25 protein-coding genes are annotated in these 26,613 nt (G+C 59.8%); 15 read left to right on the top strand and 10 right to left on the bottom strand.

What is annotated here, in order from left to right; genetic code table 11:
- Positions 1-294 precede the first annotated feature (294 nt).
- Positions 295-864, bottom strand: coding sequence for an alpha-ketoglutarate-dependent dioxygenase AlkB (locus QY049_RS28850; RefSeq protein ID WP_301270334.1), 570 nt, complete (start codon positions 862-864; stop codon positions 295-297).
- Positions 865-1,080: 216 nt separating this feature from the next.
- Positions 1,081-2,019, bottom strand: coding sequence for a LysR family transcriptional regulator (locus QY049_RS28845; protein ID WP_301270368.1), 939 nt, complete (start codon positions 2,017-2,019; stop codon positions 1,081-1,083).
- A 202-nt stretch (positions 2,020-2,221) separates the two neighbouring features.
- Here QY049_RS28845 and QY049_RS28840 point away from each other — a divergent pair, with 202 nt between their 5' ends.
- The 4 genes from QY049_RS28840 (at position 2,222) to QY049_RS28825 (ending at position 6,640) form a co-directional block, all read left to right on the top strand.
- Positions 2,222-2,932: an SDR family NAD(P)-dependent oxidoreductase gene (locus QY049_RS28840; protein WP_301270333.1), complete on the top strand. Its 711-nt coding sequence runs from the start codon at positions 2,222-2,224 to the stop codon at positions 2,930-2,932.
- A 16-nt stretch (positions 2,933-2,948) separates the two neighbouring features.
- Positions 2,949-3,182 carry a 4-oxalocrotonate tautomerase family protein gene (locus QY049_RS28835; protein ID WP_301270332.1) on the top strand — a complete coding sequence of 78 codons (234 nt, stop codon included), beginning with the start codon at positions 2,949-2,951 and terminating at the stop codon, positions 3,180-3,182.
- Between the two features lie 32 nt (positions 3,183-3,214).
- A complete protein-coding gene (locus QY049_RS28830) occupies positions 3,215-4,462 on the top strand; it encodes a YbfB/YjiJ family MFS transporter (protein ID WP_301270331.1) in 1,248 nt (415 codons plus the stop codon).
- Positions 4,463-5,005: 543 nt separating this feature from the next.
- Positions 5,006-6,640 (top strand): MASE4 domain-containing protein, encoded by a 1,635-nt coding sequence (locus QY049_RS28825; protein WP_301270330.1) that lies wholly within the window; start codon positions 5,006-5,008, stop codon positions 6,638-6,640.
- Between the two features lie 129 nt (positions 6,641-6,769).
- On the opposite strand, the gene QY049_RS28820 is transcribed toward QY049_RS28825, so the two are convergent.
- The 6 genes from QY049_RS28820 to QY049_RS28795 form a co-directional block, all read right to left on the bottom strand.
- Positions 6,770-7,606 carry a haloacid dehalogenase type II gene (locus QY049_RS28820; protein ID WP_301270329.1) on the bottom strand — a complete coding sequence of 279 codons (837 nt, stop codon included), beginning with the start codon at positions 7,604-7,606 and terminating at the stop codon, positions 6,770-6,772.
- A gap of 103 nt (positions 7,607-7,709) precedes the next feature.
- Complete coding sequence (locus QY049_RS28815) at positions 7,710-8,513, bottom strand: SDR family oxidoreductase (protein WP_301270328.1); 804 nt, start codon at positions 8,511-8,513, stop codon at positions 7,710-7,712.
- A gap of 43 nt (positions 8,514-8,556) precedes the next feature.
- The gene (locus tag QY049_RS28810) at positions 8,557-9,546 is read right to left on the bottom strand and encodes an AEC family transporter (protein WP_301270327.1); all 990 of its coding nucleotides are present in this window, start codon (positions 9,544-9,546) and stop codon (positions 8,557-8,559) included.
- A gap of 1,087 nt (positions 9,547-10,633) precedes the next feature.
- Positions 10,634-11,539, bottom strand: coding sequence for an alpha/beta fold hydrolase (locus QY049_RS28805; RefSeq protein WP_301270326.1), 906 nt, complete (start codon positions 11,537-11,539; stop codon positions 10,634-10,636).
- A gap of 218 nt (positions 11,540-11,757) precedes the next feature.
- Positions 11,758-12,321, bottom strand: coding sequence for a VOC family protein (locus QY049_RS28800; RefSeq protein WP_301270325.1), 564 nt, complete (start codon positions 12,319-12,321; stop codon positions 11,758-11,760).
- A 70-nt stretch (positions 12,322-12,391) separates the two neighbouring features.
- Positions 12,392-13,105, bottom strand: a complete 714-nt coding sequence (locus QY049_RS28795; RefSeq protein ID WP_301270324.1) for a type 1 glutamine amidotransferase domain-containing protein — start codon at positions 13,103-13,105, stop codon at positions 12,392-12,394.
- A gap of 298 nt (positions 13,106-13,403) precedes the next feature.
- On the opposite strand from QY049_RS28795, the gene QY049_RS28790 reads away from it, so the two are divergent.
- The 10 genes from QY049_RS28790 to QY049_RS28745 all read left to right on the top strand — a co-directional run bounded on the left by QY049_RS28790 (position 13,404) and on the right by QY049_RS28745 (position 23,693).
- A complete protein-coding gene (locus tag QY049_RS28790; protein ID WP_301270323.1) occupies positions 13,404-14,453 on the top strand; it encodes an alpha/beta fold hydrolase in 1,050 nt (349 codons plus the stop codon).
- Between the two features lie 31 nt (positions 14,454-14,484).
- Entirely contained in the window at positions 14,485-15,828 is a 1,344-nt protein-coding gene (locus QY049_RS28785) for an epoxide hydrolase family protein (RefSeq protein ID WP_301270322.1), read from the top strand.
- A 54-nt stretch (positions 15,829-15,882) separates the two neighbouring features.
- Positions 15,883-16,731: an enoyl-CoA hydratase/isomerase family protein gene (locus QY049_RS28780; RefSeq protein WP_301270321.1), complete on the top strand. Its 849-nt coding sequence runs from the start codon at positions 15,883-15,885 to the stop codon at positions 16,729-16,731.
- 109 nt (positions 16,732-16,840) lie between these two features.
- Positions 16,841-17,311 (top strand): (2Fe-2S)-binding protein, encoded by a 471-nt coding sequence (locus tag QY049_RS28775; protein WP_301270320.1) that lies wholly within the window; start codon positions 16,841-16,843, stop codon positions 17,309-17,311.
- Positions 17,312-17,313: 2 nt separating this feature from the next.
- On the top strand, positions 17,314-19,491 hold the full coding sequence (locus QY049_RS28770; RefSeq protein ID WP_301270319.1) for a xanthine dehydrogenase family protein molybdopterin-binding subunit: 2,178 nt from the start codon (positions 17,314-17,316) through the stop codon (positions 19,489-19,491).
- 37 nt (positions 19,492-19,528) lie between these two features.
- Positions 19,529-19,954: an OsmC family protein gene (locus tag QY049_RS28765; RefSeq protein ID WP_301270318.1), complete on the top strand. Its 426-nt coding sequence runs from the start codon at positions 19,529-19,531 to the stop codon at positions 19,952-19,954.
- A gap of 35 nt (positions 19,955-19,989) precedes the next feature.
- Positions 19,990-20,418 carry a cupin domain-containing protein gene (locus QY049_RS28760; protein ID WP_301270317.1) on the top strand — a complete coding sequence of 143 codons (429 nt, stop codon included), beginning with the start codon at positions 19,990-19,992 and terminating at the stop codon, positions 20,416-20,418.
- A 32-nt stretch (positions 20,419-20,450) separates the two neighbouring features.
- A complete protein-coding gene (locus QY049_RS28755; protein ID WP_301270316.1) occupies positions 20,451-21,551 on the top strand; it encodes a mandelate racemase/muconate lactonizing enzyme family protein in 1,101 nt (366 codons plus the stop codon).
- Between the two features lie 3 nt (positions 21,552-21,554).
- Positions 21,555-23,351, top strand: coding sequence for a succinate dehydrogenase flavoprotein subunit (sdhA, locus tag QY049_RS28750; protein ID WP_301270315.1), 1,797 nt, complete (start codon positions 21,555-21,557; stop codon positions 23,349-23,351).
- A gap of 48 nt (positions 23,352-23,399) precedes the next feature.
- Complete coding sequence (locus tag QY049_RS28745) at positions 23,400-23,693, top strand: DUF1330 domain-containing protein (protein ID WP_301270314.1); 294 nt, start codon at positions 23,400-23,402, stop codon at positions 23,691-23,693.
- Between the two features lie 7 nt (positions 23,694-23,700).
- Here QY049_RS28745 and QY049_RS28740 read toward each other — a convergent pair whose 3' ends face one another.
- On the bottom strand, positions 23,701-24,342 hold the full coding sequence (locus QY049_RS28740) for a response regulator transcription factor (protein ID WP_301270313.1): 642 nt from the start codon (positions 24,340-24,342) through the stop codon (positions 23,701-23,703).
- A gap of 142 nt (positions 24,343-24,484) precedes the next feature.
- Positions 24,485-25,219: a HAMP domain-containing sensor histidine kinase gene (locus tag QY049_RS28735; RefSeq protein WP_301270312.1), complete on the bottom strand. Its 735-nt coding sequence runs from the start codon at positions 25,217-25,219 to the stop codon at positions 24,485-24,487.
- Between the two features lie 848 nt (positions 25,220-26,067).
- On the opposite strand from QY049_RS28735, the gene QY049_RS28730 reads away from it, so the two are divergent.
- Positions 26,068-26,448 carry a response regulator transcription factor gene (locus QY049_RS28730; RefSeq protein WP_301270311.1) on the top strand — a complete coding sequence of 127 codons (381 nt, stop codon included), beginning with the start codon at positions 26,068-26,070 and terminating at the stop codon, positions 26,446-26,448.
- Positions 26,449-26,613: the final 165 nt, after the last annotated feature.

Below are 26,613 nucleotides of genomic sequence, written 5' to 3'. Positions count from 1 at the left end.
CGGCGCGAAAACGGCCCAAGCAGTTACTAAGCTGTCACCTAGATGGTCGGAGGCGAACGGAGACAAGCCTCAGCGGACTTTCAAGCGGCTCCGGACGGGGCCGCCGGACCGCAAACGGGACCGATATTCCGGCAAATCTCAAAAGAGATGGCAATGCGAGAAGATCATCTAGATGTCTGGCACTACTTTGGCAGATTGCGCGCGGCCGCGGTATGTCACAATTGCGCGGAGCGACCTAGGATTATGGCGCGAACGGCGCCCTAGTATGCTGGGTTTGTTTTCTCGTTTACTTGGTCAGGGCCGCTTCATCGTCCGGAAGGTGATGGAATAGCGGCGCGCCTCGACGGGCGGAATGCTGTGCTCCCATTGTGATCGCGACTCTCCGTCCATGAGGTAGAGCGAGCGCGGTCGTGCCTCGAGCGTGTAACGCTGCCATGTATCGCCGCAACGGCGACGGAAACGGAATTTGCAGGACGAGCCGAGTGACAGTCCGAGGACCTTGTCGAAATGCGGCTTGTCCCGATGCCAACCGATGCCGACGCCTTGGTCATAGCAGGTGCACAGCACCTGCTGCACACTGCCGTGCGAGAGGCCGGCCCACGCCTCGGCCTGCCGCGCGATGGGCGCAACCCAGTCCGGGATCGGCTCGGCCGCGGTCAGCTGCTGCTGCGAATAGTCATATTGATAGCCGAACCACGCCACGCGCCGGTTGCCCTCGAAGGCGCCGAACTGGAAGCGTTGGAGTGGCAATGCTGCGATGTGGCCGATCAGCGCCTCCTCGGTAACGCTGTCGATAAAATTGTCCTGATGGCGAAGACCGGCCGGCCCCGCGCCCGGATCAGTGAACAAACCCAGTTGCGTCATTTCTCGCATTCCCGTGACGGAACCTCAAAGAGGCTGATTCGACTCATCTATGACGCGGGAAGTAATATGCGAGGCCGTCATGGCCCATCAGGGTCATGGAAGAATGAGCCCGGTCTGCGGCCCGCACTACAACGATAGTGATGTCCCGAGAGACCCGCGCAGCGTTTTTCAAAGAGCGGCTATTGATCGATTCGAACGTCCGATGGTCAGCCTGGTTCAGTTCGGCCAGCTTCGACGCGCTTTGATACTTCTCTTAAGGACTGCAAACTGTTTCTTTAACCGCGGCACGGCGAAATCGGTGAACGCCCGCACCTTCGGCACAGAGAGCCGGCCCTGCGGGCAGATCAGATGCGCCGGCATCTCCGGGTCTTCGTCCCCGGGCAGTACGACCTCGAGCTCGCCGCTGGCGATCTGCTCGGCCACCTGGTACGAATACATCCGCGCCACGCCGCGACCAGCGACGGCAGAGGCCACCGCTGCATAAGTACTGTTGACGACGAGGCGAGGCGTGAACTGTACCGTCCGCGGTGCCGACGCGCCGCCTTGCGGCGCAAACGTCCAGGAATTCGGCAGGTGCGCCATCGCCACGATCTGATGCTTGGCGAGATCGCTCGGCTCGGTGATGTTCGGGTGCTGCTTCAGATAACGCGGAGCAGCCACGACGACGCGGCTGATCGCGCCGACCCGCATTGCCACCATCGATGAATCTGCGAGAGGCCCAATGCGAAGTGCGAGATCGACGCCTTCTTCAATGAGGTTCACCGCACGGTCGAACAGCAGGAGCTTTGCCGAAACTGTGGGATAGACGTCTAGAAACGCATCGAGAATTGGCCGCAACACCATCTCGCCCGATACGACGGGCGCCGTCAGCGTGAGCAGGCCACGTGGCGTCGTGCGTGGTCCGGCGGCGATGTCGTCGGCCTCTTCCAGCTCGGTAAGCACTCGGCGGCAGATTGCAACGTAGCGCTCGCCTTCCTCGCTTAGCTTGATCGACCGGGTGGTCCGGTGCAGCAGCTCAGCGCCGACGCGCTCCTCCAGGAAGGCGATGGCGCGGCTCACGGCCGCCGGCGAGCGGCCGAGCTTGCGACCTGCGGCAGCCAAACTGCCCTCGTCGGCAGCAACGATGAACACCTTCATGGCATCCAAACGATCCATGCTTTCTAAGCCCCCATCACATTCGGGCGACAGGCTAGGCGTTCGCTCCCGCCGCGACAACCTCGCCCGGAGCCGGTCCGGCATTCGTTCGCGCCGCGTAAGAGTGTCTGCCGGACGACGTGTATTCGCAGGAGGGGTGCTGCGGCCTACCTTGGAGCTCAAGCCAGCCGCCGCTGGCGCTGGTTAACAACAGGAGCCCATCATGGGTATTGAGCAGAAAGTCGCCATCATCACCGGTGCGTCGCAGGGCATTGGCGCTGCCTTAGTCCAGGGTTTCCGCGATCGCAACTACCGTGTCGTCGCAACGGCGCGCTCCGTCAGGCCCTCGGACGACGATGATGTCCTTGCCGTTGCCGGCGACATCGCGGATCACAAGACTGCCGAGCGGGTCGTCTCGCAAGCCGTCGCCCGTTTCGGGCGAGTGGACACGCTGGTCAACAACGCCGGCATCTTCGTCGCAAAGCCCTTCACGCAGTACACGGCCGAGGATTATGCGGCTGTGATGGGCACCAACGTCGCCGGCTTCTTCAACATTACGCAGCTTGCCATCGCCGAGATGGAGAAGCAGGGGTCCGGCCACATCGTCCAGATCACGACCACGCTGGTCGATCAGGCGAACTCCAACGTGCCGTCGGTGCTGGCCTCCCTGAGCAAGGGTGGGCTGAGCGCCGCGACGAAGTCGCTCGCGATCGAATATGCGAGGCGCGGCGTTCGCGTGAACGCCGTGTCGCCCGGGATTATCAAGTCCCCGATGCATCCGGTCGCGACGCATGTCCAGCTTGGCGCACTGCATCCGGTCGGCCACATGGGTGAGATGTCCGACATCGTCGATGCCGTGCTTTATCTCGAGGGGGCTTCATTCGTCACGGGCGAGATCCTGCATGTCGATGGCGGCCAGAGCGCCGGCCACTGAGCAGGGGAGAGATGTGATGCCCATCGTCACCATTCAAGTGACCCGCGAAGGAACGACGTCGGGAACGGAGTCGCTCACCGCGAAGGAGAAGGCGGCGCTGATCAAGGGATCGAGCGAGCTCCTGCGCGACGTGCTCGGCAAGCCGCTAGAGTCCACCTTCGTGGTGATTGAGGAAGTCGATACCGACAATTGGGGCTGGGGCGGCCTGCCCGTGCAGGAATTCCGGCGCCGCGCGGCCCAGACAGGATGATCCGTGCGCCATCGTGCGCGCAGGAGGATGACATGACACATACGAAGCAACGCATCGAGACCCGGCTGCATATGCAGCCGGGATCGGCCTCACAAGGAGCTTGGCGCTACGCGATGGCGGGCTTGTCCGCATCGCTTGTCGGGCTTGGTCTCGCCCGGTTTTCTTACACGCCGCTGATCCCGGCCCTGATCGCGGCGAAATGGTTCAGCGCCTCCGACGTCGTCTATCTCGGTGCGGCGAACCTCGCCGGCTATCTAGCCGGCGCGCTTGCGGCGCGTACTTTGGCGGCACGCATGGGCGCAGTTTGGGCACTGCGCGCGATGATGCTACTCGCCACCCTCTCATTCTTTGCGAGCGCAACGCCGGTGTCGTTCACCTGGTTCTTCGCCTGGCGCTTCCTCTCCGGCCTCACCGGCGGCATAATCATGGTGCTGGCGGCGTCCGTCATTCTGCCGCACACCTCAGCCGCGCGCCGCGGCTTCGTGGGAGGCGTGATCTTCGCCGGCGTTGGGCTCGGCGTCGCCGCATCGGGCACGCTGGTGCCGCTACTCCTGCAACAAGGCTTGCAACAGACCTGGTATGGCCTTGGCGTGCTCTCGGCCGCGCTGACGCTCGCGAACTGGTGGAACTGGCCTCCGGAAGCCAATTCCGATGCCGCGCCCTCTCACCAAGGCAAGCGTCGCCGTACCTCGCCGCATGCCGGCGCGCTGCTGGTTCAATACGGCCTCAATGCGGTGGCTTTGGTGCCGCACATGGTCTTCGTCGTCGATTTCGTCGCGCGCGGGCTCGGCCAGGGCATTGCGCCAGGATCGCGCTACTGGGTTCTGTATGGCCTTGGCGCGATCGTCGGGCCCCTCGTCACCGGTCACCTTGGCGACCGCTCCGGCTTCGGTCCGGCCTTGCGGGCGGCATTCCTGATCGAAGCGGCCGCCGTCTTGCTGCCGACCGTCAGTACCGCGCCGGTTTCGCTGATCGTGTCGAGCCTCGTAGTCGGCGGCTTCACGCCCGGCATTGTGCCGCTGGTGCTCGGACGCATCCATGAGCTCGTGCCGCACTCCACCGAGCAGTTGCGTGCGACCTGGAGCCATGCAACCACCAGCTTTGCGCTTTCTCAGGCAGCCGCTGCCTATGGTTTCTCCTGGATCTACGCCCAGACCGGCGGCGATTATCTGCTGCTGTTTGCAGCAGGCGGCTGCGCCACGGTCCTGGCCCTGGTGATTGATATCATCGTAGGGCTCACCCACCCTGCGCAAGTCATAGCGGAAATTCGACGTGGGTAAATCCAACAGCAATGTTGTCTTCGGTTTGAAGGCGGACCGGTCAGCTTACGGCCCGCCAAGGTCGAAACCATATTGATTCGAACGTGCGCCCAATCAACGTGGACGGACTGTTGCGCCGCAAGTGAACTCACTGGGCGCTTCAGCTTTTTTAGTGCCGATCTCCGAAAGGTAAGCATCATTTGGATGCGCACCGGGCATGCATCCCGACGGTCGACGTTCGCGGACCAGCCGGGAGCGTGGCGTCCCGTCTGCGCGCTACATTAGGCCTCTTTTCTGGGGCTCGATCAAGTTCCAAGCTCTCAATCAAAGTCAGGGGCCCCTGCTCAGCCCGCCAAAGCGCCGCATTGGGCTTCTAACCGGCCAGGTGGGCGCCTCCGCAACTCTGGGGTAATTGAAGCTTCTTCGGCAGCCTGTTACACTAAAGCTAAAGTATCACTGGACCCTGCAATTTCAGGCGATGCGCGAAAGCGTCAGTTTGTGACATCAGTGCGAACTCATTGAGCTGGAGTTCGTGCCTGTCGTGCTCGCGTTGTGAAGATAATTATGGAAGCGACGGTCGAGACCCAAGTCGACGACGGTTTGCCAGATCTCACGAGCGCGTCGCCAAGCAAGATGCAGAGGCGGATTGCTCTTCGCTTCTTGCCAGCACTATTACTCGCTGCATTTGTGGTTTCGCGTCCGTTCGCTGGCGTGCAACTGCGCCCGGTTGAACCCTTTGTGCCATTTTACGCAACTGCGATGCTTTTGAACGGCCTGCTTACGGCCGTCATTATGTTTGCTCAGTTTTCCGCTTTGCGGGTTCGAGCGCTCCTGGTGATCGCAAGCGGCTATCTATTTCTGTCATTGATGACAATTCCATACACTCTTGCGTTCCCTGGCCTGTTCGAGCCCGGGCGCACCCTGCTTGGCGGCCCGCAAACCACCGCGTGGCTCTACATCCTACGACACTGCGGCTTTGCGGTCTTCGTGTCCTCCTATGCTCTCATCAAAACCTCGAGCTCTGTCGCGCAGCGTTGGAGAGGCCGAACGAGTTTTGCCATCTCCGTAAGCGTCGCGATGACATCGGCTGCAGTGCTGGCAGCAGCGTATCTGTGTATCGCTGGTGAGGCGTGGCTGCCTAAGATTGTAAACGATCGTTTTCGGTTTGACGCGTCATGGATTTATTTCGCTGGTGGGCCTATGGCGTCGCTGTACCTCATGGCGCTGTGTTTACTCTGGCGCCAACGGAAGACCGTTCTCGGTCTCTGGTTGATGGTAGTAACATGTGTTCATTTGATAGGTATACCGCTGGCGTTTTACCCTCCTTCACCCCGGTTCAGCGTTGGCTGGTATACCGTTGTCGCGCTGAATTTCTTCGCCAATAGTCTGGTGCTCATCGTCCTATTGTTTGAAATATCGGAACTTTACGCGCGCATTCTTCTAGCGGTTCGCGCTCAAAATCGGGAGCGTGAAGCACGACTGATAACGGGTGATGCCGTTTCAGCCATGATTGCGCATGAGGTCAAGCAACCAATCGCGGTTATGATATTACGAGCCGAAACGAGCCTCAGGTGGCTCGATCGTGTGGCACCGAATTTGGAGAAGGCGAAAGCGGCAGTTTTAGACATCGCCACCGAGGGGCATCGAGTGGGACGAGTGATCGAAAGCATACGGGCGAACTTCAAAAAGGATGCGAATGCGAGAAAGTCGTTCAACGTCGACGGCCTGATCAGAGAGACCATCGCGTTGGTCCAAAGCGATCTCAAGACACACCGCATATCCGTTAACCTGCATCCAAGCGCTTCCCCTGCAGTTGTTACGGGAGATCGGAGCCAGCTGCAGCAAGTGATCCTGAATCTGGTCAAAAACGCAATTGATGCAATGGCCGACGAGAATGAAACGCGGCTTCTGTCTATTCGGTCAGAAGTAGGAAGCGACGGCGAAGTCGTGATCTCGATCGCCGATTCGGGTGTCGGGATTGCTTCAGAGGATCGCCATCAGCTCTTCAAACCGTTTTTCACGACTAAATCTGGCGGCATGGGCATGGGCTTGTCGATCTGCCGCTCAATCATTGAAGCTCACGATGGTCAAATCTCGGTGGGTTCGAACGCCCCAAAAGGCGCCGTTTTTCGAGTGAGGTTGCCGCTTGCAATGGCAAACGAGCGTACCGAGCAGAGTGCATCGGCCCTGGAATCCTAGCGGATGAGGGCTGATTAGATATCGGGGAACAGCACCCCCGTGTCGGCCGCAATGCCATAACTGAGCGGAAACAACGAAAGTCATACGGCGCGACGCAAGTTTGGTACCAAGAATCTTCAGGTCCAATCCTTAATCGGTCTTCAGCTTGCGCGAAAGCTGGACAAGGTCGTCTGCGACGATGTCAATGAAGCTCTCCTTGGTGCGATCCGCAACATGTCCGGGTCCCAGCTCCCGTGGCCGCGGCACATAGGCCGTGTGGAAGCCGGCCTTTTTTGACGCCAGGAGATCCCACTTGTGGGCTGAAACCATCATGAGTTGGTCAGGCCGGAGGCCTACGTAGTCGACCGCAAGTTGGTACACTTTGGGATCAGGCTTAAAAGCGTGGTTGAGTTCTCCGGTCAGAACTTCGTCAAACGGCAGCCTGCTCTCTTTCACGAGGGAGGTCATTTGTGACATCGATGCATTCGTCAGGGTTGAGACCGTGTATTTTTGGCGGAGCCGGGTAATACCGGCGACCGCGTCTGGCCAGGGGACCATCTTTCCCCAACCAGCAAGCAACTGATCTCGGTCTCTCTCTGAGAGTCGATCGCTGACGCCTCGTTTTGCGAGGAGAGGGGTCAATGCCTCGCGGTAAACCTCGGTGTTAGGTACCCAAGGGCGCTGACCTGCCGAAATCGCGACGATAATGTCGTGGGCCGCCCCGCTCCAGTCGCCGGGCAACGTTACCGCCCAGTCTTCTGCAAGCCCATGGCTGCGGCCTATTGTGCGAGCCTCCTTCAATAGGGGGTCGTAGAAGTCGAAAACCGTTCCCTGCATGTCAAAGGTCAGCGCTTTGATCCCCGAGAGATCGGGAGTCAGAGCGGCCCATGCGCGCGGTGGTCGCGTGAGAGCCAGCGCGCTCGCTGCCGCCGCGCCCAACAAGAAGGAGCGACGTGTCGGATTCTTCAACTTTGCTTCCTGGCTCATGCCGTGTCTCCCTTCTCGATGCCCTGGGTGGCTTGCAGCCGCTGAACGGTGCTACGACGATGATCGGGCACCGACGTGAAAGCCGATGCCCGCCAATCCTCGCTCAGATGGTTCGCTCCCACATTTCTCGACCGGCTGAGATGGCCCAATCGGCCGTGTCCTTGGGGAAGATGTTCCGGAATGGACCTGAGTTCTCGGGGATCAGCTCGACCATTTTGGCGATCATGTCGTTTGGGTCGAGGCGCATCTCGGGCTTATCGAGGAAGCCATCGGTTGCGGATTTATACGATCCGCGCTTCGTGAAATTGACGTCGTCATCGAGCCACCGAAGGGCAGCCTCGACGGCCCGCTCGTTGAACCCGGTGAAGAATGGTCCGGGATTGATGGTCTGTACCTGGATGCCGAAGTCTTTCAGCTCCACTTGCATCGCTTCGGCAATCGCTTGGACGGCGTGTTTAGTGGCCGAGTAGCTGCCTACCATGCCTGGACTGACGAGACCGAGTATCGAGGATATGAACACCACCTTGCCATGAGTCTTGCTTCTCACCCAGCGGCGAACGACCCGCTGAGTCAGGTCGAGCAGGGCGAACACGTTGACCTCGAAATTCTGCTTCACGAGGGGTATCGGGATCTCTGCGATCGGGCCGCCCTCCGCGATGCCGGCGTTGTTCACCAGCACATCAAAATCGAGCTTTTCCGCATGTGCGATGTCATAAGGATCCAGCATGTTGAGTTTGGTGACGGAAAGCTTTTTCAGACCCATCGCGGCGGCCTTGTCACGCAAGGCCGTTACCTGCGGCCAGGACTCCGCCGTGGCGAGAACGGTATGCCCATTTTTCGCCAGGCCGATCGCCGCGCCTTCGCCGAGGCCCGAGCCTGAACCTGTAATAAGGATCGTCTTCGCCATTTTAAGCACTCCTTTTTTGAGACGGCAGGAAAGAAATGGTCCGTCAGCCACCATAGTCGTGCGTCCACGCGATCGCGGCCGCTAAAGTGAGCGTGGAAAAAATTGTGCTTGCGATGATGGTCGAGTTCGCTTCGCTCGATATGCGATCGTAACTGTTGCCAAAGAGGATGCCGAAAAATCCGGAGGGCAGAGCAGCCATGATGACGGAAAGCTCGGTGATCTCAGCCGGCGCATTCACTGCACGGCAGATGAGGAAGGCGAGTAGCGGCTGGGCAATATTTGAAACAGCAACCCCAAAGACCGTGTTGAGGGTTAGTCGAAACTTGCTCTCCGATAAAACGAGGCCCGTGACCAAGAGGCCCATGCCGCCAGCTGCGGTGCCGATTTGGCGGAGAGAAGCAGCCACTACGTCCGGCAGCTGCCAGCCACTCAGTGAGACAAGCATTCCGAGGAATGGCGCAAGCACGATGGGTTTGGATAAGGCGTGCCCGCACGCTTTGACGACCTGCGCGAGCGCACTTGTGTTGCTGCCAGCACCATTTCGTTCGTTTCCGGCTTTACTTCCGCTGCTAGTGGAACGGTCGAGCTCGAGAAGCGCCAATGTCAAAGGTGAAGGTAACGTTGACCCGATGGCGATGCCGACCGCCACGGTTGAGAGGTGTTCCGGGCCAAACAAGGCGGTGATGACAGGAAAGGCTGCGGCGGCGTAGTTCGGCTGACCGACAGCCAGAGACTGAAGAGCTGCCTCACTCGAATCCTGGCTGCGGCCCCAGCGCTGGTAGGCATACCAGATAAGATAGACTCCCATCATGGTGATGCCGAGAGACAGTAGAATCGGCCATTGGCGGGTCAGGTCGGACCACTTCGAAGTGGCGGTCGCGACCAGCAACGAGGCGGGAAGGCAGTAGCTCATCACGACAGTGTTGAGTTCCGTCACGTGCATGTTGTTGATGTGACCGGTTCTTCCAGCGCCATAGCCCAAAGACATGACGAAGAAGGTCGGTGCGAGGGATAGAGAAAGAACCGAAAGCATAGGAAATCACCGAGCTTGATAACGACCGTTCATTGGCTCGTTGTTCTTGTGATCACCGAGCGCTTTCAACGAACCTTCTATTCATGTGGGTGCAACTGGCGATCAGAAGGGCTTGGCGCCGCCGTCTCGGAGGCGGTTGGTCAGAGGCCAACAATCGTTACTCACCAATAGTCAAGCGAACCGGGAATGGCGGCGCGATCTCATTCGACCACCGCGCGAAAGCACGCGGTTCGGCGCACGGCCGAGCGCGGCCGAATTGTCATGTTCTTGCCCGTCACCCGGCGACGATCCATGAAGCATGAGCATCGGCTTGCCACAGCCGCATTTTCTGTAGGCGATGTGGTAACTGACGGTGGAGCAGAAAATTGCATTAGAGCCTCCGAACGCTGCGGTACGTCATCATCGAGCTATCGGAGTACACTCTCAATTATACGAGGCGTTGGTGCAGGTAGCACCTTAGGGTGAGGCGCATGTTCTGCTAAATAAAATTGCCGAACGGGAATCCTCAACTTCACGGTATAGGGTACCCGACCGGCGCCGCGGCTCATAAGAAAAAGGCTCGCCTTTGCGAGCGAGTCGACTCAGAAGAAGAACTCGCTAGGCCTAGCTATGCCTTCTCCGAGCCAAAATTGAACGGTTGTTTTACGTTCTGATACGCAGGAGATGAGTGGGCTCGTAATCCATCCGGTCGGCAAAGATGGCGCAGCTTTGTGTTCGAATCTCCCGCCCCAAAGGTTGGTCGCGCTGATGCATGCAGGCCCGACCGCGGTTACTGCCGATTGAAAGGAGGTGGTAAGCTCGGCACAAGGAGACCAGCCAAGATCGAAACATTCACGGAGGGTCTAGGTGGGCGGTTCTCCTGACGAAGATTAAAGGACGGGGCAGGCTCGCCCAAGGTAAGCTGTCCTATTCCTCGGTCAAACGAAGGAAGTGACCCCGTGTCCATTCAAGCTAACTCCGATCGTGCTGCGGAAATAGCGGATAAAAAGCTTCTTTGCTTTGGCCGATCGAGCAGAGAACGCGAACTTGTTGCGATCGATTTTGAGGAGCTGGCTTCGAGGCCTCTGGGCCGATCGCGCACCGCTGATCAATCTAATAAGAAGCCTCTCATCAGACCTGCAATCATGTTGCCCTCTGTCTCAAGCGCAAAGTGACCCGTATCCAAAAGAACGAGACGTGCAGTTGGAATATCGCGCCTGAACGCTTCGGCCCCCTCTGGAGCAAAGAACGGATCATTTTTTCCCCAGACGGCGAGTAGCTTCGGTTGCCGCTGCCGAAAGAATGACTGGTAGAGCGGGTAACGTTCGATGTTTCGGTTATAGTCGAGCTTAAGGTCGATCTGCAGGTCCGCATTTCCAGGCTGGGCGAGAATCGCGGCGTCAAGCGTATAAGACTCTGGTTCGATAGTGGACGGATCGGCGACGCCGTGGAAATAAGCCGCCTTGACGCCTTCGAGTGTCATGCGAGCGCGGATAGGCTCGCGCTTCTCCGGGCTTGGGCTGGCCCAATAGGCACGCAATGGATCCCAGGCTTCGTCCCTAAGGCCTTCGGCATATGCGTTCCCGTTCTGACTGATGATTCCGGCAACGCGGTCTGGATACGTCAACGCAAGGTCCCAGCCGATGGGCGCGCCATAGTCAAACACATAGAGGAAGTATCGCTTGAGCTCCAAGGCGTCGACGAACGCTGTGATCGTGCGCGAAAGTGATGCGAAATTGTAGCAATAGTCTCGCTCGGCCGGAATTCGTGTGAAGCCGAACGAAGGCAGATCAGGCGCGATCAACCGATACTGGTCGGCGAGCTTCGGCATCAGGTGCCGAAAGTAGAAAGACGAATTTGCAAATCCGTGCAAGAGGAGCAGTACGGGCGCATCGGTCGGGCCGGCCTCCCGATAGAAAACGTCGACTCCGTCGGCGCGAACCCATTTGTGCGTTATCCTCATCGACGCTTGCGGCATTGCTGCCTGGACAGGCAAATTGGTCGCTAGGCTCATGGCTGTAACACTCCCCGCCAGCACCGCTCGCCGGGTTGTTGCAATTGGTCGCCGGTGATCCGGTTGAAGTTGAAAGTTGGTCACTGCAGTCACCCTGCACTGAAGACGTTACTCAGCACGCCGGTTGCTCGAGATTGCGAGATTGCCGGTCTGCGAGATGCGGCGGCCCCCGAACGCATCCGAGTTGACGTTCCCGCGCCGCCCACCAGTGCATTATTTCACGGTTGCTCGGCCATTTCCGCTCGCCGAACAAAGTTCGTGAGCTCGGGGGTGAAATTGGTGTCGCCGGCCTCGATGTGGCCGGTCAACCGCGCGGTGACCTCCTGCAGCACCCAGCCGTTGCCGTCCGGATCGTTGAACGAAGCGTACGAGGCATAGCTTTTTCGCTGCGGGTTTGGACCGCTGATCAGCTGCTTCCCGGTCGCGTGGTGAAATATACCGCCAGAATCGTGAAATGGCGCGCTTACCTCGACGCCGCGACGTGCAAGTTCATCGCGCGTGGCCTGGATATCGGAGACAATGAGGTGCAATCCACGCATTGTGCCGGGCGCGGCGGTCGTAACATTCGTGCCAAAGATGACCGAGCAGCCGGAGCCTGGCGGCGTGAACTGGATCACACGGTAGTCGTCGCCCTCCGCGTAGTCGATGTCGAGCCGCCAACCCAGGCGGCTATAGAAAAGCTTGGCGCGGTCGACGTCCGAAACAGGGATGACGACGACCTCGAGCTTCATCTCCAGGGTGTTCAGAGTTGCGCGTTCGCCCCGGCTTTCAGTAATTGTCATATTCGCGTTTCCTTCTGTTCCAATGGTGTGTCCTTGCGAGCGGGCCGATCTGATCGGCGCGGCGCTCGACTTACGATGCCCGGGCGGAGATGGCCGGCTTTCCCTTCTGGCTTACCGCGGCCATCAGCGCTTTAGCGGCCGGTCCGGAGGAGTGCGGGTTCTGTCCCGTGATCAATAGGCCGTCAATAACGACGTGAGGCGTCCAGTTGGCTGTTTTTGAGAAGATGGCGCCGAGCCTCAGCATTTCGTCCTCGACCAGGAAGGGGACCACCTTGGTCAAACCAACCTCTTCTTCCTCACCGTTCGTGAAGCCGGTGACTTCCTTACCCTGCACCAGCAACTTGCCGTCCGGCGTCTTCACGTGGTGCAGCGCCCCCGTGGAATGGCAGACGATGCCGATGTGCTTGCCGGCGGCAATGAAGGACTCGATGAGCTTGATCGAGTTCTTGTCCTCGGCGAGATCCCACATCGGGCCGTGGCCACCAGGATAAAAGAGGGTGTCGTAGTCCTCCTGCCTGACGCTATCGAGGCGAATTGTCTTGCCGAGCTGCGTCTCGGCTTCCGGATCCTTCTCGAACCGGCGCGTGAGATCGGTACGGAATTCGGGCTCGTTGCTCTTGGGATCGAGCGGCGGGCGCCCTCCCTGTGGCGAAGCCAGCGTGATCTCGGCGCCAGCGTCCTTAAAAGTGTAGTAAGGGGCCGCGAGCTCCTCGAGCCAGAAGCCCGTCTTTCGCCCAGTGTCGCCCAGTTGATCGTGTGACGTGATCACCATCAGCACCTTCATGACTGTCTCCTTTGTTTGAAATCAGACGCTGCCAACCACTACGGAGATGCATCGGCACGATCTCGCGACATCCCGATTGTGTCACCGAGCAGCTCACGGATTGCAGAACTGACACAACGCTTAACGGATCAACGGCGCTGGCTTCACTCATACATTGAGCGCCAGTCACTCATACGTTGATATGAGCGTGGTCTTCCCATCGTTGAATGGCTCAGCGGGGAGCAGCCCGACATTGTGCGTCTGCATCCGATCGTCCTGCGAAGGCTCCGATCACAACAGTTTACAGCAGGTGCCGCAAATGAGCGGGTTCAATCGCCTAAATTGTCCTGGCCGCCGGCAGTTTCTCGCTGTCGCCGCGGGTGTGCTTACAACGACACAGTTCGAGGCAAGCCGACCTGCAGATGCGCGTCTGGACGGGACCATAAAGCTTGCACAATCGGATCTTCACGGCTCGTTCTCGCCCTTGAAGCAAATCGATGCCGGCGTACTCAATGTGAGTTATGTGGAAGCCGGTCCCGTCGATGGACCGACGGTCATTCTGCTGCACGGCTGGCCTTATGACATCCACAGCTTTGGCGATGTGACGCCGCGCCTGGCATCGGCCGGGTTTCGCGTCATTGTTCCCTATGCGCGAGGTTATGGCTCCACGAAGTTTCTGTCGGCTAAGACCGCTAGATCTGGTCAACCGTCAGCTCTGGCAATCGACACGATCGCATTGATGGACGCGCTTAATGTCGGGCAAGCGACCTTGGCCGGCTTCGATTGGGGGGCTCGCACGGCCGACATCGTCGCAGCCCTTTGGCCGGACCGCGTCGACGGTCTCGTCTCGGTCAGCGGCTATCTCATCGGAAGTCAGGAAGCGGGCAGAATGCCCTTGCTGCCGAAAGCCGAATTGCAGTGGTGGTACCAATACTATTTTGCAACGGAGCGCGGCCGCGAAGGATACAGCAGATACCGGCGTGAGTTCGCCGAGCTGATCTGGAGGCTCGCATCACCCAACTGGCGCTTCGACGATGCCACCTTCGCTCGTACTGCCGCGGCTTTCGACAATCCTGATCATGTCGACATCGTTGTTCACAATTATCGATGGCGACTCGGACTCGTCCAGGGTGATCCGGTGTTCGACGAGCTGGAAGCGAGGTTAACCGCCGCGCCGCAGATCAGCGTACCGACCATCACTCTCGAAGGCGACGCCAACGGCGCGCCGCATCCCGATCCGGCCGCGTATGCCAGGAAATTCTCGGGCAAGTATCTGCACCGTCTCGTGACGGGCGGGATCGGCCACAATCTGCCTCAGGAGGCGCCAGAGGCCTTCTCACAAGCCGTAATCGACGTCAGCCGAGGCTGACGCGCGTCTATCAACTTTTGGAGCAAGCACCATGACACATCCAATCGACCAGTCGGCCCAAGATGTAGCAGCCCTCGAACAGGACCGTCGCCAGTTTCTCACCAGTGCGGCGATCGGCATCGCATCCGCTAGTGCCGCCAGCCTTCTCTCTGCACATCCCGCCGCGGCAGCCAAAGAGGATGAAATTCGCTCCTTCCACGTCAATTTTCGCGACGATGAACTTGCCGATCTGCGTAGGCGCGTAATGGCGACGCGTTGGCCGGATCGCGAAACGGTTGCCGACGCTTCCCAGGGCGTCCAGCTGAAGACCATCCAGCAACTGGCCCGATACTGGTCGACGGACTACGACTGGCGGAAAGTCGCCGCTCGCCTGAACGCGTTGCCGCAATTCGTCACCAAGATTGACGGGCTCGACATCCACTTCATTCACGTTCGCTCGAAGCACGAGAATGCGTTGCCGATGATCGTGACTCACGGCTGGCCGGGTTCGATCGTCGAGCAGCTGAAGATCATCGATCCGTTGACCAACCCCACAGCGCACGGCGGCGCCGCGTCCGACGCATTCGATGTGGTTATTCCATCGCTGCCGGGGCACGGCTTTTCGGGCAAGCCGACTGCGCCCGGCTGGACCCCGGTCAGCATTGCGCGCGCGTGGGCGACGCTGATGCAACGCCTAGGTTATACCCGCTACGTGGCGCAGGGCGGAGATTGGGGGAACGCGGTGTCTGAGGTGATGGCGCTGCAACAGCCCGCGGGATTGCTCGGCATTCACACCAACATGGCAGCTACAGTTCCGGCCGATGTTTCAAAGGCGCTTTCGGCGGGCGGCCCGCCGCCGGACGGTCTCTCGGGCGATGAGAAGCATGCATGGGACCAACTCGACGACTTCTATAGGCACGGCCTGGCCTACGCCCAGGAAATGGGTAACCGTCCGCAGACTCTCTACGGAATTGCGGATTCGCCGGTCGGTCTGGCGGCCTGGATGCTGGATCATGATATTCGCAGCTACGGTATGATCTCCCGCGTGTTCGATGGGAAAACAGAAGGGCTGACGCGGGACGACGTGCTCGACAATGTCACGCTCTATTGGTTGACCAACACCGCGATCTCCTCGGCGCGACTTTACTGGGACACGACGCAAATCTCGACGGGAGGCGGCTTCTTCGACGTCAGAGGCGTCAAGATCCCGGTCGCGGTGAGCGCATTCCCCGACGAAATCTACGCGGCCCCGCGGAGCTGGGCCGAGCGGGCCTATCCAAAGCTCATCTACTACAACAAGCTCGACAAGGGCGGTCATTTCGCGGCTTGGGAACAGCCCAAGCTATTCACCGCGGAAATGCGCGCCGCGTTCCGCTCGCTGCGTCAATCGATTTGAGGCGGGCGTGCGTCCGTCACCGACGCGTGTTCCCAGGAGATTGAGGAGAAAACAATGAACCGTCCCGAACGAGCCTTTGCAAGACAGGAAATCCGCCTTGAGCGGCGCTTGCCGACGTACTGGCGAGTTACGTTCGATCTGCCACCGGTCAACATTTTCGGGCCTAAGGAGACGCTGCGCCTCAGCGAGATCATCACGGCTATCGAGCAAGACGACGAGGTGAAGGTCGTTGTGTTTGACAGCGCCGTCGAGGGCTTCTTCATCACGCACTATGATTTCCTGGCGCCTCTCGAAGAATCGGCGAAAATCCCACCGGGGCCGACCGGACTCCAGGCGCTGCCCGACATGTTCGTGCGCCTCAGCCGGGCGCCAGTCGTGTCCATCGCCTCTATTCGAGGACGTGCAACCGGTGTCGGCAGCGAGCTTGCGCTGGCAAGCGACATGCGCTTTGCCAGTCGCGAGAAGGCCATTCTATCGCAGTGGGAAGTCGGCGCGGGCCTGGTCCCGGGCGGTGGACCGATGGCCCGATTGCCACGGTTGATGGGCAGAGGCCGGGCGCTGGAGGTCTTGCTCAGCGCCGACGATATCGATGGCGATCTCGCCGAACGGTATGGCTACGTCAACCGATCGCTTCCCGACGCCGAGCTCGATGGCTTCGTCGAGGCGCTCGCGATGCGTATCGCATCGTTCGACAAGCAGGCGATCGCCGAGACAAAGCGCCTGGTCGATGTCGCCAGCCTGCCGCCGGATGCGGAAATCAAACCGGAGTGGGATGCGTTCATCGCGGCTCTCGGTCGGCCGGCCAGCCAGAAGCGCATCAAGGCGCTCATGGAGCGCGGCTTCCATCGTCCAGGAGATGTCGAGAACCGGCTCGGGTTCTACGTCGGTCAAATCGGCGGCTGACGACGGCAGTAAGCTGCCGGGCGGCGGGGGTACCGCCGTCTTCGGTAAGGGCGGACTATCGGCGTGGCCGTCACATCACGCGGTTTGGATTGCAGGAAAGGAGAGGCATATGGCCTTCACTATCACCATCAATGGAACCACACACAACGTCGATGTCGACGGCGATACGCCTTTGCTCTGGGTGTTGCGCGACGTGCTCGGCATGACCGGAACGAAATTCGGCTGCGGCATGGCACTGTGCGGCGCTTGCACGGTGCATGTCGACGGCGCTGCGACGCGTTCCTGCATCACAACAATCGACAGCATCGGCGACTCCAAGATCACCACGATCGAAGCGATCGAGACGACGCCGGCGGGAGCAAGGATCCAGAAGGCATGGCTCGATCATGAGGTGGTGCAGTGCGGCTATTGCCAGTCCGGCCAGATCATGTCGGCTTCGGCGCTGCTCGCCGGCAATCCGCATCCGACAGACAAGGACATCGACGATGCCATGAGCGGCAATATCTGCCGGTGCGGCACCTATGTGCGGATCCGCGAGGCGATCAAACTCGCCGGGCGAGTGAATGGAAGGGCAGGCTAATCATGGTCCGCGACGGCATCTCATCCTTGGCATCCAATGCCAATCTCTCCCGCCGAAATTTCCTTGTCAGCAGCGCCGCCGTCAGCGGGGGAATGATTCTAAGCTTGGCGCTTCCGTTCGGGAGTATTGAAGCGGCCGGCGCCGAAGACTTTGCGCCGAACGCCTTCATTCGCGTCGGCAGCGACGGCCAGGTCGCCCTGATCATGCCCTATGTCGAAATGGGGCAGGGGACCTATACCTCGATTCCGATGCTGATCGCTGAGGAGCTCGAGGTTGGCTTGAATCAGGTTCAGCTGGAGCACGCTCCTCCCAACGAAAAGCTCTACGCCAATCCGATGCTGGGCGTGCAGGCGACCGGGAACTCCAATGCACTGCGCGGCGGCTGGATGCCGCTGCGCCGAGCGGGTGCGACTGCCAAGGCGATGCTCATCGCAGCCGCAGCCAAGCGCTGGAGCGTCGATGCCCAATCCTGCCATGCGCAGGACGGTGAGGTGATCCACGGGGCGAGCAGAAAGCGCCTCAAGTATGGAGAGCTGGCCGCGGACGCTGCGCAGATGCCGGTTCCGAACAAGGTCGAGCTGAAGCGGCCGGAGGAATTCAGGCTGATCGGCACGCCTGCGAAACGGCTTGATGCGGCAGGCAAGGTGAATGGCAGAGCGACCTATGGCATCGATGTTCGCCCGCCCGGTGTGAAGATTGCGACGCTTGCGCAATCGCCCGTCTTCGGCGGGCGGCTGAAAAGTGTGGACGATAGCGCGGCGAAGGCCGTCAAGGGGGTGCGCCAGATCGTTCGTCTCGATGACGCTGTGGCCGTCGTGGCCGATCATATGGGGGCCGCTAAAAAGGGACTGGAAGCGCTCAAGATCGAGTGGGACGGCGGCCCGAACGCCGGGCTGTCGACGCAAGACGTGGCCCGCGAGCTGGAGCAGGCGACGCTTAAGCCGGGTGCGATTGCACAGAACATCGGTGATAGCGACACCGCCATCGCCAGTGCCGTGACGAAGGTCGAGGCAAGGTACGAGGTTCCCTTCCTGGCACATGCCACCATGGAGCCGATGAACTGCACGGTCCATTTCCGCGGCAGCGAGTGCGATATCTGGATTGGTACCCAGGCTATCGCGCGGGTGCAAGCCATGGCAGCCAAGGCCGCCGGTCTGCCGCCAGAGAAGGTCACCGTCCACAATCATTTGCTCGGCGGAGGCTTCGGCCGGCGGCTGGAAGCTGACGGCGCCGTACGTGCGGTCGAGATCGCCAAACAGGTCGATGGGCCGGTCAAGGTGGTGTGGACGCGTGAGGAAGACATCCAGCACGATCTCTACCGTCCCTATTGGTTCGATCGCCTCACCGCAGGGCTCGACAAGGATGGCAAGCCGATCGCCTGGAAGCACCGCTTTGCAGGATCCTCGGTCATTTCGCGCTGGCTCCCACCCGCATACGCAAACGGTCTCGATCCGGACTCGACGGAAGGGGCAATCAACCTCGTCTATGAATTCCCGAACTTCCATGTCGAATATGTCCGTGTTGAGCCGCCTGGCATTCCGACCGGCTTCTGGCGCAGCGTCGGTCCGTCGCACAACGTCTTCGTCACCGAGAGCTTTGTCGACGAACTGGCGGCAGCGGCCAAACAAGATGCCGTCGCCTTTCGGCGCGCGCTGCTCGAGCACAATCCACGGGCTAGAGCCGTGCTCGATCTTGCCGCCGAGAAAGCCGGCTGGGGCCAACCCTTGCCGAAGGGGCGCGGCCGCGGCGTGTCGCTCCAGAACGCGTTTGGCAGTCTCCTCGCACAAGTGGCGGAGGTCGAGGTGGCAAAGGACGGCTCCGTTCGCGTTCAACGCGTTACCTGCGCCATGGACTGCGGCACTGTGATCAATCCGAACACTGTGCAAGCGCAGCTCCAAAGCGGGATCATGTACGGCGTGACAGCCGCGCTATATGGCGAGGTCACGCTGAAGAACGGCCGTGTCGAACAGGCCAATTTCGATACGTACCAGATCCTGCGAATGAACGAGGCGCCGGCCGTCGAGGTGCACCTTATCAAGAGTGCCGAGCCGCCGGGCGGCATGGGCGAGACCGGAACGTCTGCGATCGTCCCCGCCATCGCCAATGCCGTGTTCGCCGCAACGGGAAAGCGTCTGCGCAAGATGCCGATCGACGTCAATATTCTGAAGCAGCCGGTGTGACGCCTCGAACAAGGATCGCACCAACCTGGAGGTCAACATGATCCGCAAGGCAAAAGCAATTTGGCACGGCACTGGCCGTACCGGCAGCGGTAGCCTTTCGAGCGATTCGGGCGTACTCGCCGACACGCCATATTCGTTCAGGACACGCTTCGAGAATGAGAAGGGCACTAATCCCGAGGAGTTGGTTGCCGCCGCCCATGCCGGCTGTTTCACCATGGCGCTCGCCTTTGGTCTGCAGGCGGCGGGCTTCATCCCGACAGAGCTCTCGACAGAAGCCGCAGTGACCCTGGAGCAGGAGGGGCAAGGATTCCGCATTAGCAAGTCGGCACTTACCTTGCGCGCCAAAGTGCCAAACCTGGATGAAGCGGGCTTTGCTCGCGCCGCTGGAGAAGCGGAGAAGAACTGCCCGGTATCCAAGGTTCTCAACGCGACCATCACCTTGGACGCGAAATTAGATATCTGACGGCAAACTGCATTGACCTAAAGGGACGGCCACCGATGCCACGCAATCATCAACCGGATCAGGCTGATTTCAGAGCGATTCTGCCTGAAGATATCGACTGGAAGCCGTTTCCGGCGTTTCCTTCTGGGGCTCGCCTGGCGGTCCTCGTCGGCCATCCGGCCGAACCAGGTCCATATGTGGTCAGAGTCAAGGTGCCCGACGGCACGAAGCTGATGCCGCACAAGCATCCGGAAGATCGCATCTATACGGTCATGTCTGGCGTCTTCTACATTGGGCTCGGCGAAAGTTTCGATGGCGACAAGGTCAAAGCCTATCCGCCGGGCAGCGTCATCGTTCTTCCAGGCGAGACTTGGCATTTCCACTGGGCGAAGTCCGGCGAGTACGTCACGCAAGTGAGCGCGATCGGTCCGCTTGGTCTCGAATATCACGACGCGCACGACGATCCACGTCATCAGCGTGCGTGAGCCCGCCTTGCCGGCATGCCAAGGTCTTTCAGATGATCATAGCAGGCGTCGAGTCCATTCCGCTGCGCATTCCGTTTAAGGCTGGAACCAAATCGGCCTCGTCTGCCTGGGGCGACAGCAATCTGCCAGCCGCGGATTCGCTTCTCGTCAAGGTGACGACCAATGAGGGGCTGGTGGGGTGGGGCGAGGCCTTTGGCTTTCGCGCGGTCGCCTCCGCGAAACTTGCTGTCGACCAACTGATCGCGCCGCTTTGCATCGGGCAAGATGCGAGCCGGATCGAGCCTCTTATGCTGGATGTTCAGAAGAAGCTGCACGTGTTTGGACGAGGCGGCGCGCTGGCCTTCGCCATTTCAGCAGTTGACATCGCTCTCTGGGATATCGCTGGCAAGGCCGCCAATGCGCCGCTGTGCAGCCTTTTGGGGGGCGGTGGCCCCGCGCTTGAATGCTATGCGAGCCTTGTCCGATATTCAGAACCGTCGCTCGTCCACACCGCCGTTCGACAAGCAATCGAGGCCGGATTTCGTACGCTAAAACTTCATGAGATCGAACTTGCGGCCATTCGCGCTGCTCGCGAGGAGGCCGGCCCCAACGTCGAACTGACACTAGATGTCAATTGTCCATGGACGCTCTATGAGGCGCGGCAAATGGCGGAAAAGCTCAAGGCGATCGACCTGAAATGGCTGGAGGAGCCGCTCTGGCCCCCGGAAAACTTCGATGGTCTCGCCACGCTGAGAAACGTAAGCGGTATTCCGATCGCGGCCGGCGAGAACGTCTACACGCTGATGGATTTCGAGCGACTGTTGGCCGCAGGCGCAGTGGACTTCGTTCAGCCAAGTCCTGCCAAGATGGGCGGGATCAGTGAGCTACGCAGAATCTTTTCGCTCGCCGCACTCCACAACGTCCCCGTGATGCCCCACTCCTTCTACGATGGTCCGGGGCTGCTGGCGGCAATCCATACGACCGCTGCGCTCGGAACAGCGGACTCCATGATCGAGTGGCGTTGGTTCGATCTCGAAGGCACGATTTACGGCGATGCGCTTAGCCCGAAAGGTGGCCGGATTTCGGTGCCCGCGGGGTCGGGCCTTGGTATCGACCCGGACCCGGATGTGATCAGGATTTACGGTTGGAAGTAGCGCATGACCGAAGCGTATGAAATCATTGATCATAGCTACGATGTCGTCATCGTCGGCGCAGGCGGTGCCGGATTGCGTGCAGCGTTAGGCATGGCAGCATCGGGATTGAGTACTGCCTGCGTCACCAAGGTGTTTCCGACGCGCAGCCATACCGTCGCCGCGCAGGGCGGAATGGCAGCCTCGCTGGGCAACATGGGGGACGGCGACGACTGGCGCTTCCACATGTACGACACCGTCAAAGGCTCTGATTGGCTCGGGGATCAGGATGCGATCGAATACATGTGCCGGGAGGCAGTGCCCGCCGTGCTGGAGCTGGAGCACTTCGGTGTACCGTTCTCTCGCACCGAGACGGGAAAGATCTATCAGCGGCCATTTGGCGGCCAGACGATTGGTTATGGCAAGCAGATGGCCCAGCGTACCTGCGCGGCGGCCGACCGCACCGGCCACGCGATTCTGCACACGCTGTATCAGCAGTGCCTGAAGCACAATACCAAGTTCTATGTTGAGTATTTCGCGCTCGATCTCCTGATCGACGACGACGGCGTCTGCCGCGGGCTGATCGCCTGGAATTTGGAAGGCGGGACACTCCATCGCTTTCGCGCTCATCGCACGGTCTTGGCGACCGGGGGCTACGGCCGCGTCTATTTCTCCTGCACTGCCGCGCATACCTGCACGGGCGACGGCAATGCCATGGTGCTGCGCGCCGGGCTGCCGCTGCAGGACATGGAATTTACGCAATTTCATCCGAGTGGCATCTATGGTTCGGGATGCCTGGTCACCGAAGGCGCGCGCGGCGAGGGCGGCTACTTCACCAATTCGGAAGGTGAGCGCTTTATGGAGCGTTATGCGCCAAGCGCGAAAGATCTGGCAGGTCGCGACGTGGTCTGCCGCGCCATGACGATCGAGATAAACGAGGGACGCGGCTGCGGCCCTCGCAAGGACTACATCGAGCTGCATCTGGAACATCTCGGAGCCAATATCTTGCATGAGCGCCTGCCCGGCATCAGCGAAACCGCGCGTGTCTTTGCCGGTGTCGATGTCACGCGCCAGCCGATCCCGGTGCTCCCAACGGTCCACTACAACATGGGCGGGGTGCCGACCAATCTGCATGGCGAGGTCAGGACCAAGCACAGAGGCAATGCCGAAACAGTGGTGCCTGGTCTGATGGCGATCGGCGAGGCCGCCTGCGTGTCCGTACATGGCGCCAACCGGCTTGGCTCCAACTCGCTGCTCGACATCGTCGTGTTCGGGCGCGCGGCGGCGCTCCGCGCAACCGAGATGCTGTGCCCGGACGAAGGGCATCCGCCCGTACCACAGGCCGCGAGCGACAGGGCGATCGCGCGGCTGGATCGCATTCGCTGGTCAAAGGGCCAGACCAGCGCCGGCGACATACGTCTTGCGATGCAACGAACCATGCAGAAGCATTGTGCAGTGTTTCGGACCGGATCGCTGCTAGACGAAGGCGTAGCGAAACTTGATGAGGTGCTTGCCATGATGCGCGACGACCTCGCGGTTGCCGACCGTTCGATGATGTTCAACACTGATCTCACCGAGGCGCTCGAGCTCGACAACATGCTGGCGCAGGCCAATGTCAGCGTGCGCTCAGCGATCGGCCGCACCGAAAGCCGCGGCGCCCATGCGCGCGAGGATTTTCCAAAACGGGATGATGAAAATTGGCTCAGGCACACGCTCTCGTGGCTCGACGATGGCCGCCGTGTTCGGCTCGACTACCGGCCGGTGCATCTGCAGCCACTTTCAAACGACGTCGCCACCATCCCCCCTAAGGAGCGGGTGTATTGAGCATGACGTCCACACCGTCAGTTCGTCAAAGGCAACGGGAGGGCTGAAATGGCAAACGGATATTGGATCACCTTTTATCGCTCAATTTCCGATCCGGCTGCGCTGGCCGCTTATGGAAAGCTGGCGGGGCCAGCCATCCTCGCTCACGGCGGGCGCTTTATTGCGCGTGGTGATGCCATCAAGGCCTATGAGCAAGGGATTGCTCTGCGAACTACCGTGACGGAGTTCGATAGCATCGAGCAGGCGATAGCCGCCCACGACAGTGCCGCCTATCAAGAGGCTCTCAAGGCACTCGGTAGCGCCTGCGAACGGGATGTTCGTATCGTCGAAGGGGTGGACTGATGCACGGTTATCGACCCAGCTTCCGGCGATTTGGCTTGAGGACGTCGGCCATCCGAACCAGCTCGGCATAGGTGCGCGCGCCCATCTTGTGCATGGCCGCGCCCCTATGAATCTTGACTGTGATCTCACTAATTCCGAGATCGCCGGCGACTTGCTTATTCATTTTCCCGGCTGTGACGTGCAACATCACTTCCTGCTCGCGCGGAGACAGTGTTTCGAACCGTTCTCTCAAATGGGAAATATCGCTTTCGATAAGACGTCTTTGGCGGTCTCGCTCGATGGCAGACATGACGGCATCGAGCATGTCCTGATCGCGAAAGGGCTTGGGTAGGAAATCTACAGCGCCGTGCTTCATGGCGTGAACTGACATCGGAATGTCCCCGAATCCCGTCATCATCACCACCGGGATTCCGAGGCCAATCTGGGTCAGGCGACCTTGAAACTCGAGACCGTTCACACCCGGCAGTCGGACATCAAGGACGATGCAGCCAGGTCTGTCCGAGAGGTTCGCTGAAAGGAAATCCTCGGCTGTGGCGTAGGTCTCGGTCTGAAGTCCGACCGAATCGAAGAGGCCTTCTAATGCACTGCGCATGGACGCGTCGTCGTCCACGACGTGTATGAGGGGTTTTTCGTTGTTGGCGGGCCGCATGCGATTAATCACACACCGTATTTTCGCGGATATGTCTAACATGAGCGGTGCTGGGGTGGGGATCACACCTGTGTATAGGTGACGCCGCGCGTGCCGGTTGCTTCCCAAAAAATCCAAACGGGACGGTGGTTTAGGCGGCATTTTAGATGGAAGTGGGCGCGTAGATCGAGAATCGTGATCCTTCCCCAACAACCGATCGGACTTCGATCCGGTGTCCGAGCACCTCGAGCGCACGACGAACAATAGACAGTCCAATGCCCAGGCCGTCGCCGCGTCCGGGCGCGAGGCGCGTGAAGGAATCGAAGATTCGAGGCAATTGGCTCTCCGGAATGCCGATCCCCGTATCATAGACGTCAATCCTGATTTCGGCGCCTTTGCGGCGGCAGCCAAGCAGGATGCGTCCTCCCGGCTCGGTATACTTGATGGCATTGGTTAGGAGATTGCGCAGGATGCTGTCGAGCAGCACCGGGTTGCTCGCCACACTGGCGCAGGTGTCGGCCGCCCGAAGGTCGATGCCCCTTTGCAGAGCTGCATCTTCACATTCGTGTCGCAGCCGCCAGAACAGCGGTCCTAGCCCGACCGAGGATGTCTCCAGCGCATTTGTGCGTTCGGCCAGGTAGAAGGCATCCACAAGACAATTAAGTTTCTCCGCGAGCTTCGCGACTGCCCGATCCCCGCGGTCGAGCCATTCCTGCTGTGGCGAGTCCTTCGTGCGTGAGCGAAGTAGCGCATGGGTTCCTTGAATAACGTGTAAGGATTGTCGAAGGTCATGGCCCATCATTCCCACCAGCGTCGTTTGAAACTCCTGCGCAGCAAGGAATTTCGGCTCGTGCCCCTGTCCGGCGGGCGTAGTGACAAAGCCTTCAACGGTCTTCATGTGAGTCCCCTGTTCGCCATATATTCCGCGTCATCATCAAAAGCCCGCCTTCCAGAATTCGCCATCGTACGTTCCGATATCTTGATCAGCCGATCGTATGATCATGGCGTCGGCCGCGATAGGAGGATTGAGCTGAACCTATCAAGGCACAGGCAGGGCAGAGCCGACCGCCAATGACCCTTCCGTATGACTAGCCCTACGCCGGTGTCTGATTCATTCGATCAGATATTCCAAGCAGTGTGAGCTGTCTGACAGGATAACGTTGGAGTGAGTCCGTGAGGTGAAGACGTATGGCCGGACCGATAGTTTCTGCCACAATCACAAATTCGCGGATGTCCTTATGCAATAGGAAATCTGCCGCATGCCATTTCCTCAAGCAGGCCACGCACAAGGTAGGCAATCTACGTCCGGCGGCCTTTTCGATGCCACGCTCGCCGATCACCGCACCGCATCCAGAGTCGTCGCTCAGGTGGCGGTCGTTCCTTGCTTTCAGGCCCGTTCCGGTCCCGTCCGAGCGGCAAAACCCGGCCCGCTATTGGACGGCACGCATGAACATACGCGGCGTGGCCGAAAACGCTCTGAAATTACTAAGTCCTTCGCCGATCAAGAGCGCCGAATATGTCCTCGGCGGACAACACCTGCCAACCGTGCAATAAATCGGAGGTACGTCCTATAAATGCGCAATCGATCCTGGCGGGAGCAGGAATGTGCTAAAGTTTGTTTTAAGACGATTGCCAACATCTAAGCCAGACCCCACCTGGAGGTTGAATATAACACCCTCGTATAATTCCTGGGCACCGGGGCGCGTGCAAAGGTTACGTCAGTCAATGACGGAGTAAGGATGCCGAGTGCCCACAAATCTCGAAATCGCGGTCGTCGACGATGACGAGTCGTTCCGAACGGCGCTAGTAGAAGCGCTATCTTCCCTCGGCTATCGATCCGACGGATACGCGTCTGGCGAGGACTACCTCGGTGGAGCACTGAACAAGCCGTTCGATTGCATTGTAACCGACATTCATATGCCCGGCATGAGCGGCCTCGAGCTGATGAAACGTCTGTCTGCCAGTAAGAGCACGGTGCCTGTCGTACTGATCACGGCGCGATCAGACCCGAACCTGCAGGCCAAGGCCACGGCCGCAGGCGCGGCGTGCCTCCTCAGAAAGCCATTTGAAATCGATGACCTGACGGAATGCATAGAGCGGGCCGTCGCGAACCGACTCCAGGAATGATGAGAGCGCCCGGCGATCTGCGCAGTTGATCTAGAGTGGCGTTTATGGGTAGTGCCGCAATTGCCTCACGATCAATCACGTTTGGTATGTACGCGGATCATAATTGCTGCCGGGCTTCGCCAAGGACCTATTTCGAAGTTTTGGTCACGAAGCTGTTTGGCTCTT

The sequence above is a fragment of the Bradyrhizobium sp. WYCCWR 13022 genome, from assembly GCF_030435535.1.
GTDB lineage: Bacteria > Pseudomonadota > Alphaproteobacteria > Rhizobiales > Xanthobacteraceae > Bradyrhizobium.
This window is presented reverse-complemented; position numbering and strand designations above follow the sequence as displayed.